Raw genomic sequence first — 17,068 nt, 5'->3', positions numbered from 1 at the left:
CTATTTAATGTCATAAAATTAGTTAACCAGTGTTTGCACCAACCACACCGTCTCTTAATGTTTACCCTAAATTTACTTTTAAATGCTGAAAATATTATACTAAAATATTACATAATTATTCTGTTTATTGCAATAATATCAGGAATTTTTTTAATTGATGAAATAATTTGATGTAAACGTTCAATATTAGAAACTTTAATTAAAATTTTTAAACTTCCATGATTTTCCTTAAGTTTATTATTAGCATCAATACTTTGAATTTGTGCCTTTAAATAGCCCAAAATATTTAAAACATCAGTCATCAATGCTGGTCGATCTAAATATCGAATTTGAATTTTTGAATTATAAAGATGATCACTGGTTGCTAATAAATTTCACTTAGTATCAATAATACGTTCTTTCCGCTCTGGCAAACTAACATTAGGACAAATTAAACGATGAACTTTAATACCTTGCCCTTTAGTAATATAACCCGCAATTGGTTCATCAGGAATAGGTAAGCAACAATGAGCCAATGATGTTTTAGTATTGGGGGCATTTTCAATAATAATTTCATTATTACTACTTAAATTCATTGTTGTTTGTTGTTTAGTTTTTAATTCTTGAAATGTTGCTGAATCACTATATAAAATAGTAGTAACCGCCTGTTCAATTGTATAAGTTCCATTAGCAACATCTAAGCAAAAATCTTCATACGTTTTATATTTTAATGATCTAATTCTTGACATAATAACATTACGTTTTGCAATTTTTCAACGAATGTGATTTTCAATAATATATTCTTCTATTTTTTCCTTTGTTTTTTTTATTTTCTCTTTGTTTTCTGTATCTTTAATTTTATTTTCTTGATTAAATTTTTCTTGCTGATTATTTAAATATTTTTTTATTTTATGTTGAGCAAAATTGGTCTTAACAATATTTAATCAATCATGAGAAGGACGTGCGGTTTTTGCGGTTTTAATTTCAACAATATCCCCTGATTTTAAAACAGTATTAATAGGAGAATAAATACCATTTATTCTTGCACCCACTGTTGTTTCACCAATTTCAGTATGAACTTTAAAAGCAAAATCTAAAACAGTTGAACCAAATGGTAATGTTATAACATTACCATTTGGAGTTAATACATAAATTAAATCACTAAAAATATCTTGTCGAATTTCTTTTTCTAAATTATTATCTTTGGCAATATTATCTGCTAATATGTTTTCATCAACATTTGGATTTAAGTCATTTAAATTTAATATTTCTTGAAAAATATTTAATTTTTCATCAATTTCTGCTTGACGTTTCTTAGGATTTTTATTTTCCCCTTCTTTATATCTTCAATGCGAAGCTGCACCTGCTTCAGCAAAATCTTCCATTTCTTCAGTTCTAATTTGTAATTCATAAATTTCATTATCAAAAACAACAGATGTATGTAATGATTGATACATATTATTTTTTGGTGTTGCAATATAATCTTTAAATCTACCCGGAACAGGAGTAAAACTTTGATGAATATAACCCAAAATGGCATAACAACTATCAATAGAATTAGTAACAACTCTAATTGCTAAAATATCATGTATATCATCAAAATCTTTTCCAAAATAATACATTTTACGATAAATAGAATATAAGTGTTTACTACGACCATAAATTTTAAAAATTAAATTTTTATGTTGTGATAATGTTTTACTTAATTCTTTAATAATTTCATTAACTAATTTTTCACGTTTTTCACGATCTAAATTAATAAGGTTATCAATTTTTTTATACTCTTTAGGATGTAATACTGCAAAAGAACGATCTTCTAGTTCTGATTGTAATTTACGCATACCTAGACGATGAGCAATAGAAGCATAAACTTCTAAAGTTTCTTTAGCAATAATTATTTGTTTTTCAGGATTTAAAAAATTAATAGTTCTAATATTATGTAAACGATCTGCCATTTTAATAATAATGACACGAATATCATGAGCTAAACTTAAATATAATTTACGTAAATAATTAGCTTTAATTTCATTTCTTTTTTCTTTTGCAAAATGGCTAACTTTAGTTACAGCTAAAACTAAATTAGCAACTTCCAAACCAAATTCTACTACTAACTCATCAAAAGTTGTTGGTGTATCTTCTAAAATATCATGTAAAAATCCTGCTTGTATTGAAGAGACATCTAAATGCCATAATACTAAATTGTATGCTGTTGATAAAACATGATAAACATAAGGATCACCATTCTTTCGATATTGATCTTTATGTTTTAATAATGCATATTCATAAGCTACTTTAATTTTTGTAATTTGCTTAGGATCTTTGATAAATATTTTTGCTTCCGCTAATAATTGATTAAAATCTTTACAAGTTAAATTATTCATTATTTACTACTTATTAAAACTTAATTATTTCTAACAGCGGAATATTATCAAAATGATGTTTATTAGCAAATTCAGAAAGCGAAATTAAAGTAGCAATACCAACTGATTGAGCGTTACTTTGCTTTATTAAATTAAGACAAGCATTAATTGTCCCTGAAGTTGCAATCAAATCATCAATTATTACTACTTTATCTTTTGTTGAAAGTACATTTTGCTGCATTTCTAATATAGCAGTACCGTACTCTAAATCATAAGTTACTTTATAGGTTTTACCTGGTAATTTACCTTTTTTACGTGCAAGAACTAATTTAATACCCAACTTATATGCTATAGCAGCACCAAAAATAAATCCTCTTGCTTCAGGTACTAAAATTGCTGTTGCTCCACATTTTTTAATAAAATCTACAAAAATATTAACAACACTTTGAAATGCTTCTGGATTACTTAATATTGGGTTAATATCTTTAAATTGGATACCTTTAATTGGAAAATCAGGAATATTAATAATAATCTTTTTTAATGATTCTTTTGTCATTGCAACCACCTATTCATTAATACCTTTAATAACATATTCATCTGCACCAATGAAATGTTTTTTAATTTTATTAATACGTTTTTTATATCTATAAACTCTTCATTTCTCAAAATAAGTTCAAATAAAAGGAGCAATAAAGTAAGATGATACTAAACTTACTATACAACCTATTAATAATGATAAACTAACTATTCAGAAACTAGGAATAATAAACATAACAATTACTGATGTTATTAATACTACAGCATTAATAACTAATGTTCTTGGTAAAGCCTTTTGAACACTTTTATTTGAAATTTGAATTATTTCTTCTGTGCTAATAACTTGTGTTTGATTATTATTAATCTTAATTTCACGAATATTATCAAAAATTGACATAATACTAATTATTGTTAAAATCATTACTCCCAATAATATTCCAACAATTGAAGTAGAAATTACAATTTGGAAAATACTAATAATAGCAAGTGTCATTAGTAAACTAAAAATAATAGCTAAAATTAAAGGAATAACATAAGTCAATTGAAATCTAATAATAATATAAATTAAAATAACAATAAAAGATAAAGCAATTGAAATAATCATATTAACTAATAAATCTACACCTGACTTAGCAACAACTAGATCAATTTCTCCTCATTGTAAAATAGATTCTTGTTTTCAATTTCTAGTAATCTTTCCTAAAAAATTCTTAAACCTTTGCTGCATACTTTGAGAATTTACTGTTGTTTGAACAATAATCTTAAACTGATATGGTTTTCCTTCACCACCAGCAATTAAGGAAAAATTAATATTTTTAAAATATTTACTAAATTGACTATTATTTTGAATTTCTTTATTAATAAAATCTTTTGCTAATTCTGCTTCTTTAATAATATTGTAACTAGGATCACTTGGATCTTGAGTAATTGTACCCATTCCAACAAAATCAGTTCGTTGATCAAAACCAGAACCAAAATTAGAACCAATTACACCATAAGTAATACCTGAAGCAAGAACAATAACAGCAGAACCTGAAAGAATTCATTTTGTTAATTTATGAAAATAATTTCAGTTACTTATTTTAAGTTTTGAAAAAACATTTTTAAAATTAACTAATATTTTTTTGTCTTTTGCTTTAACTATTTGAATTTTTAACGGTTTTAATGCATTAATTAATTCTTGTTTCAATTTATTAATTTCTTGTGAAAGATTTAATTTTAAATCTTTTACTTTTGACTTATAAACTGATCTTGATTTACTATGTTCTTTTTTTAATTGCTGCTTATCAACTTTAAATTTTTTAATTAATTCTTTAACTTTATTTTTATAACTAATTTTAAGCTGACATTTTTCTGAAATTAATTGTTTTTTTATTTTTTTATCACTACTTTTAATATTATTTGTATCTATTGAATTATTTAAAACTATAGTGCTTTTTCTACTAATATTATTAGTTCCTAAAAGTTGAGGTTTATTTTCTAACCAGTTATTTCGTAATAATGTTCATAACATTAATCTTAATAAGATAATTCCAAAAATAATTACACCAAAAGTAGCAATAGAAGTCATAATAATAAAACCTTTGATAGCACGAGTTCCAAATCAGAAAATAGTTAAATTAACAATTAAAATAATAGCACTACAATCTAATGAAGAAGATAATGTTTTCTTATTTGCTGATTTAAAAGCACTAATCAAAGTTTTACCTTGCATATATTCATTTTTAAAACGTTCCAACAAATTAATAATCGTATCTAATAATAGTGCAAAACCAATAATTAAAGCAATTACGCTTTCAGGAGCAATTATGCCATTAATGAAAACAAAACTAACAATAGTAAATAATAAAAATAATGATATTATAATTAGAACAATAACTCCTAACATACGATAATAAAACAGAACAATAGTCATAAGAACAAAGGTAACTAATATAATAATAACAACTGCAATTTTTAAAGATGTTGCACCTAGCGTTGGACTAACATTAGCATAAGATAACATAGTAAAATTATTTTTTGACAATCCTGATGTTAAAACACTTTTCATTTGTTCAACTGTTTCAAGATTAAAAGTATCTGAATTAATTGAAATACTATTGTTAGTTACTTTAACTTCACCAACTCAATATGGAATATAACGATAATCAATAACATCTTCATGTAAAATATCTGAAACATCTGGTAAACGTAATAAATCTTTAATATAAGGCAATCATGCATTCATAGGTGAACCAACAATAGGGGAAGCAAAAGGATCAAAGCGATTAGCAGGATCATATGTATTTTTTTCATCATTAGTATCAACAGAAAGACTATGAACTGAACCTAAATTATCAGAATAAATTCAATTAATACCAAATTGACCATTTTGATTAGGATTTAATAGTCGTGCTAAAGTAGGGTCTTGTGCTTTAGCTCTAGCTAAAATATCAGTACCTTTACCAAGACCTGGTGTATTATTATCTAATAATGATGTTAATGATGCTTTAATCTTACCATCAGTATCATTTTTAAGATTATCAATTATAAAAGCAAGGGAGCGAATACCCTCCATACTACTTCGAATATAATCTAATAACTGACCAATATCTGAATAAATATAAAATGTATTTTCTTTGGCAGAAGTAAGTTCTTTTAAAACTGAATCATTTTTAACATCAAAAACAAGTTCTGGGCGATGAGTAACAGAATTATTAACAGCTTTAATAGCAGAAAAAACATCACTAGTTAATAATCTTTTATCTCTTTTTGTTCAAGTAGTAGCTTTGTCATCTTTCTTTTCAGTTGCTAATAAGTCATTACCATCTTTATCAACAATATAAGAATAACCACGTCGTGATACACTGTGAACAAAAGTAGAAATATCAACTCCCGCATCTTTACTCAACGCTAAATTATACTTATTATTATTATTGCTAGTAATGCTTTCAATATAAACGTTACTAGTACCTAAAGGGTCAACTCTGTCTTTTAATAAATTAATAACATCTTTTTGTTTACCTTTAGCCTCATATTGAACTTGTGTTTGATAACCACCAGCAAACTCAATACTTAATTTACTATTATTTTCAACATATTTAGCACTAAACACTACTGAAATTATTATTGCAGAAACAATAATTATTAAACTAAAAATCCTTAAAAAAAATCCAAGATTTTTAGTTTTTCTTGTCCTAGAAGAAGTGTTCATATTTCTTCACTCCTAAATCATTTTATTTGTATAAACATAGATTGTATATTATTTAAGCACTATATAAGAATACCAACATTCGTTATAAATAACAATTGTTTTACAATAATATCAAAAATAATTATTTTCTAAATAAAATTATATTATTATTAATATACTCTTTACCAATAATTGTTATTTTACGACCCTTAGTTGTCTTAGTAATTAAACCACAATGAATAAGTCAAGGTTCATAATGAATTTCAAGATTTTTTCTTTCTTCATTCAAAAGTTGACAAATAATTTCAATACTCAAACTTTTATCTAAATTTACATTATTAAACAATGCTAAATATGCCAATTGTAAACTATTTAAACCTAAAGGATAAATTTGCAAAAAAAATAAAATTTGCAAAATATTAGTTTCATTTAAATCTACATTCATAACAACACAATAATTATACAATTGTTTAATGATGTTAATAATGAGTCGCGGAATATTACGACAATGATTAGCAATAATATTTATTATATTATTTTCTAATTTTCAATTTAAACTTAAAAAAACTTGTGAAATAATACTTTTAATATCCTGATAATTATAATCAGATAATTGTAAAATATTAGGAATACGACTTATCAACGCTTTAGTTAAGATTCCTACTTTATTAGTAGCACCAATAAATGTAAAAGAGGATAAATTAATTTTAACAATTTTATTATTATAATCTTTACCAATCATAATATTAATAAAATTACCTTCTAATGCAGAATATAATACTTCTAATATTTCATAGTTAACAACATGAATTTCATCAATAAAAACTATATCAGATTGTTTGATATTTGCTAAAATACTAATAATATCACTAGTTTTATTAATGCTTGTTCCTTCTAAACTATGAAAATTTACTTGCAATTCTTCTGCTATTAATCGTGCAATAGTTGTTTTTCCAATACCAGGAGGACCAATCAATAAAATATGACTTAAAGCAATATTTTGAATTTTACTACCTTTGATTAAAATTAGAATACGTTCAATAACATTATTTTGTCCAACAAAATTATTAAAACTACTAATACCCATATTTTATTTCCTTAATAGCTAATGCAATAATTTCTTCAACTTCCAAATCTCAATTAATATTTCTTAATAAAAAATTATTAATTACTATTGAACTAAAACCTAATTTTAATAATGTATCAAATACTAAATCTGATTTTTCATTTTGACTAGTTGTTAAATTACTTATTACTTTAATATGATTACTAAAATAATTAATAATATTATTAGCAATTTTATGAGTTATACCTTTACACTGTTGCAATATCTTATAATCTTGTTTGCTTATAGCCAACTTAATACTATCAAGTGATAGTTGATTTAATAATCTTAAAGCAGTTTTTGGTCCAATATTACTAATATTAAGTAAGTGAATAAAAAAGGTTTTTATTGGTTTTGATACAAACCCAAAAAATTGTTCATAAGTTGGTTTTTGATGAAAATAAACATAAATTTTCATTTTAATATTTAATGGTAATGTTTGTAAATTAACACCTTCAATAATATATCCATGATCATTACATTCAAAAATAATTTTATTTTCATAAAATTCTTTAATAATACCTAAAAATATTCATCCATAACTTATTCCTCCTTTTCTATTCTTACTATTAATTAGATGAAAAAGAAAAATAAACCTTTTTATTTTTTAAAATTATGTTCAATTGAAAGCACATCATCATCATTTTCAATTGTTTCTAACAATATATCAATTAATTTAATTTGTTGTTGATCAGTAATGGTAATCAATTCATGGGGAATATTAACAATTTCATTACTAATAAAATCATTAATATTATTTTTTTCTAATAAATTAGTTACAGCATTTAACTGTTTAGGATTAACTTCAATATCAATAATATCTTCATTTTTTTCAATATTAAAAATTTCAAAATCAATTATTAACTCCAATATTTCTTCAACTGATAATAAACTTGAAAATTGAATTACCCCCGTTGTTTGAAATAAATATTGAACAGAATTAGTAGCAGCTAAATGACCACCCAATTTATTAAAATAACTTCGAATATTACTTGCAGTTCGATTTTTATTATCAGTTAAACAATGAATAATTATGGCAATATTACTTGGTCCATATCCTTCATAAGTGACTGCTTCATAATTAGTTATTTCATTTTTATTACTAGCTTTATTAATAGCACGATTAATATTATCCTTTGGCATATTTATACGTCGTGCTTTTTCTAACATTAATTTTAATCGTGGATTATTTTCAACATTTGCACCACCTAATTTAACAGCAACATAAATTTCTCTTGATAATTTTTGAAAAATTTTACCACGTTTGTTATCTTGGGCATCTTTACGATGTTTAATATTTTCATATTGTGAATGTCCAGCCATATTCTCATTCCTTTATTTTTTTCTTGTTCATTTTGGAGCTTGCGATACAGGTATTCTTTTGTGTGCACTATTCTGATGCATAAATTCAATTTTATTAATTACTGATGATGGTATTAATGATTTATTTCCTAGTAAATATTGATCTAATTGTTCATACTTAAATTGCATTTCCATTTCATCGGTTTGTCCATCTCATAAACCAGCAGTTGGCTTACGAATAATGATCTCTTCATTAACTTTTAATATCTTTGCTGCAGCAAAAACATCTTTTTTTAACAAATGAATAATTGGTAATAAATCAACACCACCATCACCATATTTAGTAAAATAACCAATGTGTCATTCGTCACTATTATCTGTTCCTACAACTAAATAATTATGATTTTGTGCATATGCATAAAGAGTATTCATTCTTAATCTAGCTTTTAAATTTCCTAAAATTAATTTTGATTTTTCTATATTAATTTCAGTTTCTAATGTTTTTTTAAAACTTAAAAAAACATTATTTAAATTAACTACTTTGGCATTTAATTTATGAATATTAACTAAATTATTTGCATATTCTAAATCAATATCTGGTGAAAAACAAGGCATAATTAATGCTAAATGATCATTAGGAAAAGCTTTTTTAATCAATAATGCTACTACTGCTGAGTCAACACCACCACTTAAACCAACAATTAAACCTTTGGCATTTGCTTTTTTTACTTCACTTTGTAAAAATTTAATAATTTCATCTAAATATTGTTCTAAATTCATAATTATTCACTCTCTTTTATTTCTTCAGACATTTCAAAAATATTGTTATAATGTCCAGCAATTTTATTATGGGTTTTATCTAAAGTTTCAATGGCTTTATTAGTTGTATCAAAACCAGACTTAACTTTTTCTCATCTATCAACCCAACGATCAAAATCATCTTTGAATAAACGTAATTTTTTTGCCATTTTTTCTAAATTTTTATTGAAATCAATGTCTTTACGATTTTTATCAACTGTAAATAAAACAGCAGATAAAGTAGTAGGAGAGGTAATTCAAACACGTTTCTTAAAAGCATATTCAACAATATCATCAGCAAATTGTGCGTAAATAAAAGCAAATATTTCTTCAGAAGGAATAAACATTACTGCGCTAGAAATCTTATTTTTAATATTAATATATTTTCCAACTTCATCAATTCGTTTACGAATATCATTACGAAAATCTTTTAAATAATTTTCTTTAACTTTAATATCTTCACTTACTAAATACCTTTGATAGTTATCAATTGAAAACTTTGAATCAATAGCAATTCCTTCTTTTTCAGAATCTGTTTTTACATAGGCATCAACAACTTTGCCATCAATTGTTTTATATTGTCGTTCTCATAATTTTTGATTTGAACCCAACATATTAGTCAAAATTTTTTCTAAAACAAATTCACCAACATTACCACGTTTTTTAGTATTAATAAAAACTTCTTGTAAACTTTGAATATTATCATTAATTTTTCCTAAAACAGTTGATGATTCTTGTAACTTTGCTAAATCTTTAATAACATCTACTACTTGTCTTTGAATGACATCAGCATTGCGTTTATAATCATCTTCTTTTTTATCTAAATTTTTTTGAAAATTATCAATATTACTCATTAAATTAATTAATTTTTCGGTTTTATCACGATCTGAACCATTTCATGATGTTTTAAAATCATTTAATTGTTCTTTTAAAGTTTCTACTTGCATTTTTAAAAAGTCTTGTGCAATTGGGTCACTAGTAACATTCTGACTTTTTTTAATTTGCATATAAATTATTAAGCCACCAATACTACTAATAATTAAAATAACTACCAATAAATTAATTACTATTTCCATTTCCTATTTTCCTTTGCCCTTTTTTATTCTTCTTCTCAAATCATATCATAATTAAAAATCTTAACATGATCACCTTTTTTTATTCCTTGCTTTCTTAATTCATCATAAATTCCTAAATCTTGTAATTTAATTTTAAATAATAAAATATTATGATAATTATTTAAAGGATTTTTTTGATATATTACTTCAACGGTTTTACCAGAAATAGTTCATTGATTACTTGCAATTTTAGTAATAAAAACTTGTGGAACTTCTTCTTTATTAATATATTCATAAAGAATATGTTCTTCATTATTTTCATCATTATTAACTTGATGCAGTTGTTCTTTTTCAACAGCTTTAGCAATATCTTTAATTAATATATCCAAACTAATATGTTTCATAGCAGAAATTGCAATTATTGGTAATTTAATTTGTTCTTTTAATTTCTCTAAATTAGTTTGTGCATCTGGTAAATCAATTTTATTTGCAACAATTAAATGAGGTTTTTTTGTCAAATCTTTATTATAACTTTCTAATTCACTCATAATTAATTGATAATTTAAAAAATGATCTTGAGTCTTATCACTAATATCAATCATATGTACTAAAACTTGACAACGTTCAATATGACGCAAAAATTGTAAACCTAATCCTTTTCCTAAACTAGCTCCCGCTATTAATCCAGGCAAATCCGTCATAACAAAATTATTATTTTTATCAACTCTAACAACACCTAAATGCGGATTAAGAGTAGTAAAAGGATAATCAGCAACTGCTGGAGTTGAAGCAGAAATAGCTCCTAATAATGTTGATTTACCGGCGTTAGGCAACCCAACTAATCCGGCATTAGCCAATAATTTCAACTCACAAATTATTTCAAAATGTTGTCCAGGCATTCCTTTTTCACATATTTTAGGTACTCGATTTATTGCCGAAGCAAAACGAGCATTTCCTCGTCCACCAAGACCACCGGCAGCAATTATTATTTCTTGTTTATCTTTAATAATATCACCAAGAATATTTTGAGTTTTGTTATCTCTAATAATAGTACCCAATGGAACTTTTACATAAGTATTGGTTCCTTTACGTCCATGCATATTTTTGGGTGCACCATTTTTACCATCTTCAGCAGTTATCTCTTTATTTTTACGTAAGTCTAATAGAGTATTCATGCCTGAATCACCAATAAAGATAATATTACCGCCTCTTCCTCCATCTCCACCAGATGGACCACCTTTGGCTACATAAAGTTCACGACGAAAAGCAACAACACCATCACCGCCTTTGCCGGCAGTAACTTTTAATTTTGTTACATCTATAAAACGCATTTCTTACTCCTTTTTTATATTAATAAAAACTCTTATTATATAGTTTTAACATTTTTGTGTAAAATACTATTTTATTTTTCATATAATTTTAGTATACAGATATTATTGTTAAAAAAATAATAATTTACTATATCTAGTTAATATTTTTTGTAAACCATTTTTGCTTTATGAAAAATTATATGAAAAATAAAACTTATAGGTGTTTTTATTAATTTGCTTAAAATCAAATAAATAGTTTTTTTATTTAGTTTTATCTTTGAAAAAATATATTGTATATTGTTTTTTTCACATATAAACTTTATTTGAGATTTATTTAAAGTAATTTAAAAAAATAAATGAAAATTTAATTAAAAATAAATATTTATATTTAAAAAGGGGTACTTTAAAAAAGATAAATGATAAATATAAAAATATAGTAAAAAAATCTGATGTTGATAGTTGATGAGGTATTACCACTAGCAATAAATGTGATAAAAAAATTGAGAAATTAAATAAAAAATTACAAGAAACATGTAATAAATTAGACGAAATAAGCAATCTTTATACAAAATCAGTAAAAGAAAACAAAAATTTTGAATATAAAGTTAAAGAACTAAAAGAAGAATTAAAAAAAATTCAAGATAAAAATACAAAATTAGAAATAGAATTAAATGATTCAAAAAACAATAAAAAAGAATTAGAAACACAATTAAAACAATTTCAAGACAGTAAAGAAAAACTAGAAACAGAACTTAAAGATTATAAGGATAATAATCAAAATTTAGAAGAAGAACTAAAAGCAACTCAAGATAAAAATACAAAATTAGAAACAAACTTAAAAGAAGCAACAGAAAGTATTGAACATTTACAAGAAATAATCCAAGATTACATGGATAATAAAGAAAAACTAGAAGAAGAATTAAAAGAAACTAAAGGTATTAAAGAAAAATTAGAACAACAATTAAAAGAAGCAGAAAAAAATATTAGATATTTACAAAAAAATAATACAAGAAAATACAGAAAATAAAACACAATTAGAAAAAGAATTAAAAGATTATATAAATAATAACCAAAAATTAGAAAAAGAACTAAAACAATCTCAATATCATAAAGAAAAATTAAAAAAACAATTAAAATATTCAAAAGAAAACATTGAAGAACTAAAAAAAATAATACAAGATTGTAAAAACACTGTAGAAAAACTAGAAAAAGAATTAAAAAACACTAATGATATTAATAAAAAAATTAGAAACTTTGTACTTGAATGTATACCTTTAAATTAAAAATATACTTAAATATATAACGTTTTCTTATATATTTATTGATACAAATTAATTACATACTCAAATTCTATTATAAAAAATAAGCAATATGATATTTTAATTTTAAATATATATTGCTTATTTTTTATAATAGAGTTCACTATATAAATAAAATTTTTTTAAAATAATCTATTGTTAGGGAAAAATATTAAAGCAATAAATTCTATTTTTATTATATTAATAATTTAAAATATTTTTACTTATAATATCAACTATCTGTTTAGCAACTTCCACTTTTGAACCAATCAAATTATAATTATTATTTTTAAAATAAAAATTAATTTCTGTTTCATTTTTACCCATAACACTAATATTATTAATACAAATACCATCGCAATTTTTAATTTTCATTTTTTCGATACCAAGATTTTTATCATTAACTTCTTGAGCAGCAAAACCAATTAAAACTTGTTGTGCTTTCTGCTTACCTAAAAATGCCAATACATCAATATTAGCAATCAGTGATAAAGATAAATTTTCATTTTTATTTTTAATTATTTTATTAGGAATATATTTACTTACTTTATAATCATTTAAAGCAGCAGCACATATTACAATATCAGCATTATCAAAGTTTTCTTTCATTGCTAAGAACATTTTTTCATTAGTATTCGCTTTAATAATAGTTAGGTTTTTTTGCGATTTAATTTCAAAATCACAATCACCTGCAACTAATACTACTTTAGCGTTAGTTTTAAGAAAAGCATCTACTAATGCTTTACCCATTTTTCCTGAAGAATTATTAGTAATATAACGAATTGGATCAATATAAGTTCTAGTGCGACCAATATTAATTAAAATTTTTTTATCAGATAAATCAATATTTTTTTTAAAAAAATCTTTAATTTTTGCTAATGCATTATCTGGACTTTTAACCCGTCCATCACCAATCATCTTACAGGCTAATATTCCTGAATCTGGAGGAATAATAGTAATATTTTCAAAATTAGATAATTCTAATAAATTTTTTTGAAAACTTTGATTGTGATACATATTATGATTCATTGCTGGAAATAATATCTTTTCTGCTTTAGAAGCTAAAAATACTGATAATGCTAAACTATCAGCAATTGCTAAATTTGCTTTACTAATAAAACTCATAGTAGCAGGATAAACAACAATTAAATTTGTTTTAATCGCTAAATTAGTATGAGTAATTAAATCTCCTTTAACATATGATTCTTGTTCAAACATTTCAGAATAATAAGAAAATGTTTTATCTTCTAGAAAATGTAAAGAACTTTTAGTACAAATAATATCAACTAAAAATTCTTTTTTTAATTGTTTTAATAAAATTAAGGCTTTGTTTGCTGCAATACTACCAGTAATTATTAAAGTAATATGTTTCATTATTTTCTCCTATCATATCATTAAACATAAAATAAACAAACAAAACCTATCTTCAAAATATGATAGCATTGAAAATAGGTTTTTATTATTAAAAATTTATTTTTACTTTTTATCAAGTATAACTGAAACTCGTGTTTTATTTTTTTTAAAAATAGTATACTTAACAATTCCTGATTTTAAAGCAAATAAGGTATCATCACCACCACGTCCTACATTTTCACCAGGGTGAATTTTAGTTCCACGTTGACGATAAATAATTGTTCCCTCTTTTAAACTTTGTCCATCACCAATTTTAGCACCTAAACGTTTAGAATGTGAATCACGACCATTACGAGTTGAACCCACTCCTTTTTTTGAAGCAAATAATTGTAAATTTAATTTATAAAACATAATTACACCTCCTTTATGTTAATATATTTTGGATATTGTTCTTTAATAGTTTTTAATTGTCAAAGCATTGTTTTTAAAATGATTTGACTATTATTAGTGAAACTAGCAACTTTAAGTTTAACTAATCCAGCAGTATTATTAATTACTTGAACTTGATTATTATCAAGTTCATGAAGTGCATTTAATGTACCAATAACAATGGCTGAAATCCCTGCACAAACAATATCATTTCCAATTTTTGAAAAATTAGCATGACCAATAATTATAACTTCTACAATGTTACTATTTTGGTAATTATAAGTAACTTTAACCATAATTTAATATTACCTTAAATTATTTTTTATTATTTTCATCATCTTCTTTAACAACTTTAACAGTCATATTTTTATGATCAAAAATAGTTTTTAAATTACCTTCACTAACAACAGTTTTAGTGTTATCTGGTTCTGTAATATTATCCTTAACAACTGATTTAGTTTTAACAAGTTTTTCTTTTGTAAGTTCTTTTTTTACTTTACTAACTACTGATTTTGGCTCTTTAATAATAGGAGTTACTACTTCAGAAATTACTTCTTTTTTTACTTCATCTTTAATTACTGGTTTTGATTGTTCAGTCTTCTTATCAACAAGACTTTTACCACCAAGTAAGATATCAGTAATTAATACCTTTGTATATGGCTGACGGTGTCCATACATTGTTTTTGAATTTTTCTTAGGTTTATATTTAAACACTCGAATCTTTTTTGATTTATCTTGTTTAATAATCTCACCATGAACTTCAGCACCTTTTAGGAAAGGTTTACCGAATTGTTGATCAATCATCAATATTTTGTCAAAAATAATCTTATCTTTAGCTTTGCCAACAAGTTTTTCAACAAAAATCTCTTGACCATAGGAAACGTTAATTTGTTTTCCTCCTGTTTGAATAACTACAAACATTTTTCTTATTACCTCCAGTTTAGACTCGCCTTATAGGTGGAATAAATCACTTGTTAACCTAAAGTAGAGCGGTTGAAACTGCATAAACAGTCTTAAATATTATAAAGTATTTTTTATTAAAAGCAATACAAAATTTAGTAATTATACACATAATTTAAATATAAAAATTACTAAAAAAGAAAAATAAAAAAATATATCTTTAATATTTAATATTTAATGTAACTATAATTATATCTACACTAAATTATGTAATTAATATTTTTTTATAATTATTATTAGAATTATGATATTATTTTTCTAAACTTAATATAAGTTTTTAATTCATTACTTGTTAAAAAGTAAATGAGTTTTTTTATTTTTAGAAAGGAAGATAAAAAGAGATGACTAAAGATAAAAATATCATTAATGAAACAATTGATTATTTACCGTTGTTTGGTGCTAGATTAGGAGCTGGATTAGGAGCAATTGACGGTCTTTCATGAACAATCCAGTGCCTGTTACCAACATTGCGATTGGTGCTGCAGCCGGAGGAATAGCAGGTTATCAAATTAAAAAAGCTGTAAAAAATAAAGATAAAAATAAAACTAAAGTTGGAACATCATTAATTTGTGGTGATGGTGGTGGTGTATTAAATGCAGTATTAAATCCAGAAGCATCATTAATGAATACATTAGAAGCAACTGCTGGTGGTATTGTAATTGCTAAAGGTGGTAAATATATTGTTGATAAAGGCAGTAGTTATGTAAAATCTAGACCAGAATATCAAATATTGAAACAAGGATATAAAATTAATAAAAAAGTAAATAAGATTCAAGATTTTTCTTCAATAAAAAAAGAAGCAAATTCACTAAATTCACAAAAAAATCTTCAACAAATCAATATAAATTAAAACTAATGTAAACTGATCAATAGTAAATTAAAATATTAAAAAATTATTTAGGAATGAAAATAAAATTGATATTCAATTTAACTCATTCCTTTTTAAGTATTGAAATTCAAACAAAAAAACAATATAATAACACTTTGGAGTGGTGAAATATGAAAAGAAAATTAAGTTACAAAAAAATGCTAGCAACAGTTGGTGTATTAACTGTTGTATTACCAATGTCTTTAAGTATTGCATCATGTGCAATAAAAGAAAAACAAAAAAAATAATGATCAAAAAATAGTAAATGCAATTAATCAAACTAATTATTCACTTGATAATATTATAATTAATAGTACTATAGATGAATTAAAAACAAACATTAGTTCAGACTTTATTAAAAATTCATTAGATGAAATTAATCAAAAAAATTTTAATAATAATTTATTTTCATTAAATAAAATTATAAATGAAAAAAATGAAGAAATTAATAATAATGACTTTAAAAAAATAGGACTTATTAATGCAAAAATTAATTATAATTATGGAAAAATTAAAAATCAATTTGTTGATTTAAAAATCAG

15 protein-coding genes, 1 pseudogene and 1 other annotated feature are annotated in these 17,068 nt (G+C 23.9%); of the genes and pseudogenes, 3 read left to right on the top strand and 13 right to left on the bottom strand.

The genetic code is table 4. The features are described from left to right. Positions 1-107: 107 nt before the first annotated feature. From AACK81_RS02740 to obgE, 9 genes are all read right to left on the bottom strand, one after another. Positions 108-2,360, bottom strand: coding sequence for a RelA/SpoT family protein (locus tag AACK81_RS02740; protein ID WP_338962385.1), 2,253 nt, complete (start codon positions 2,358-2,360; stop codon positions 108-110). Between the two features lie 13 nt (positions 2,361-2,373). Next, the gene (locus tag AACK81_RS02735; RefSeq protein WP_338962383.1) at positions 2,374-2,895 is read right to left on the bottom strand and encodes an adenine phosphoribosyltransferase; all 522 of its coding nucleotides are present in this window, start codon (positions 2,893-2,895) and stop codon (positions 2,374-2,376) included. 9 nt (positions 2,896-2,904) lie between these two features. Then, the gene (gene secDF, locus AACK81_RS02730) at positions 2,905-6,069 is read right to left on the bottom strand and encodes a protein translocase subunit SecDF (protein WP_338962380.1); all 3,165 of its coding nucleotides are present in this window, start codon (positions 6,067-6,069) and stop codon (positions 2,905-2,907) included. Positions 6,070-6,190: 121 nt separating this feature from the next. Further along, positions 6,191-7,135 carry an AAA family ATPase gene (locus AACK81_RS02725; protein WP_338962378.1) on the bottom strand — a complete coding sequence of 315 codons (945 nt, stop codon included), beginning with the start codon at positions 7,133-7,135 and terminating at the stop codon, positions 6,191-6,193. Then, a complete protein-coding gene (gene ruvA, locus AACK81_RS02720) occupies positions 7,125-7,670 on the bottom strand; it encodes a Holliday junction branch migration protein RuvA (RefSeq protein WP_338963021.1) in 546 nt (181 codons plus the stop codon). The genes AACK81_RS02725 and ruvA overlap by 11 nt, the downstream gene beginning before the upstream one ends. A gap of 83 nt (positions 7,671-7,753) precedes the next feature. Next, a complete protein-coding gene (locus AACK81_RS02715; RefSeq protein ID WP_338962375.1) occupies positions 7,754-8,476 on the bottom strand; it encodes a YebC/PmpR family DNA-binding transcriptional regulator in 723 nt (240 codons plus the stop codon). Positions 8,477-8,488: 12 nt separating this feature from the next. Continuing rightward, the gene (gene nadE / locus AACK81_RS02710; RefSeq protein WP_338962373.1) at positions 8,489-9,235 is read right to left on the bottom strand and encodes an NAD(+) synthase; all 747 of its coding nucleotides are present in this window, start codon (positions 9,233-9,235) and stop codon (positions 8,489-8,491) included. A 2-nt stretch (positions 9,236-9,237) separates the two neighbouring features. Then, entirely contained in the window at positions 9,238-10,329 is a 1,092-nt protein-coding gene (locus tag AACK81_RS02705) for a DNA recombination protein RmuC (RefSeq protein WP_338962371.1), read from the bottom strand. A 23-nt stretch (positions 10,330-10,352) separates the two neighbouring features. Further along, on the bottom strand, positions 10,353-11,639 hold the full coding sequence (gene obgE, locus AACK81_RS02700; RefSeq protein ID WP_338962369.1) for a GTPase ObgE: 1,287 nt from the start codon (positions 11,637-11,639) through the stop codon (positions 10,353-10,355). An 868-nt stretch (positions 11,640-12,507) separates the two neighbouring features. On the opposite strand from obgE, the gene AACK81_RS02695 reads away from it, so the two are divergent. Beyond that, complete coding sequence (locus AACK81_RS02695; protein WP_338962367.1) at positions 12,508-12,645, top strand: hypothetical protein; 138 nt, start codon at positions 12,508-12,510, stop codon at positions 12,643-12,645. Between the two features lie 472 nt (positions 12,646-13,117). On the opposite strand, the gene coaBC is transcribed toward AACK81_RS02695, so the two are convergent. From coaBC to rplU, 4 genes and pseudogenes are all read right to left on the bottom strand, one after another. Then, on the bottom strand, positions 13,118-14,290 hold the full coding sequence (gene coaBC / locus AACK81_RS02690) for a bifunctional phosphopantothenoylcysteine decarboxylase/phosphopantothenate--cysteine ligase CoaBC (protein WP_338962365.1): 1,173 nt from the start codon (positions 14,288-14,290) through the stop codon (positions 13,118-13,120). 102 nt (positions 14,291-14,392) lie between these two features. Beyond that, the gene (gene rpmA / locus AACK81_RS02685) at positions 14,393-14,680 is read right to left on the bottom strand and encodes a 50S ribosomal protein L27 (protein ID WP_174481212.1); all 288 of its coding nucleotides are present in this window, start codon (positions 14,678-14,680) and stop codon (positions 14,393-14,395) included. A gap of 2 nt (positions 14,681-14,682) precedes the next feature. Then, a complete protein-coding gene (locus AACK81_RS02680; RefSeq protein WP_338962363.1) occupies positions 14,683-14,994 on the bottom strand; it encodes a ribosomal-processing cysteine protease Prp in 312 nt (103 codons plus the stop codon). Positions 14,995-15,328: 334 nt separating this feature from the next. Next, positions 15,329-15,619, bottom strand: a pseudogene (gene rplU / locus AACK81_RS08865) (50S ribosomal protein L21); the annotation flags it as partial. 11 nt (positions 15,620-15,630) lie between these two features. Then, positions 15,631-15,703: a sequence feature (ribosomal protein L21 leader region), on the bottom strand. Between the two features lie 296 nt (positions 15,704-15,999). Between rplU and AACK81_RS02670 the strand changes: the two are divergent. Continuing rightward, entirely contained in the window at positions 16,000-16,155 is a 156-nt protein-coding gene (locus AACK81_RS02670) for a hypothetical protein (protein ID WP_338962359.1), read from the top strand. Further along, on the top strand, positions 16,110-16,508 hold the full coding sequence (locus AACK81_RS02665; protein ID WP_338962357.1) for a hypothetical protein: 399 nt from the start codon (positions 16,110-16,112) through the stop codon (positions 16,506-16,508). The genes AACK81_RS02670 and AACK81_RS02665 overlap by 46 nt, the downstream gene beginning before the upstream one ends. Positions 16,509-17,068: the final 560 nt, after the last annotated feature.

Origin of the sequence: Spiroplasma endosymbiont of Lasioglossum villosulum, from assembly GCF_964020195.1 — a bacterium.
GTDB lineage: Bacteria > Bacillota_I > Bacilli_A > Mycoplasmatales > VBWQ01 > Spiroplasma_E > Spiroplasma_E ixodetis_A.
This window is presented reverse-complemented; position numbering and strand designations above follow the sequence as displayed.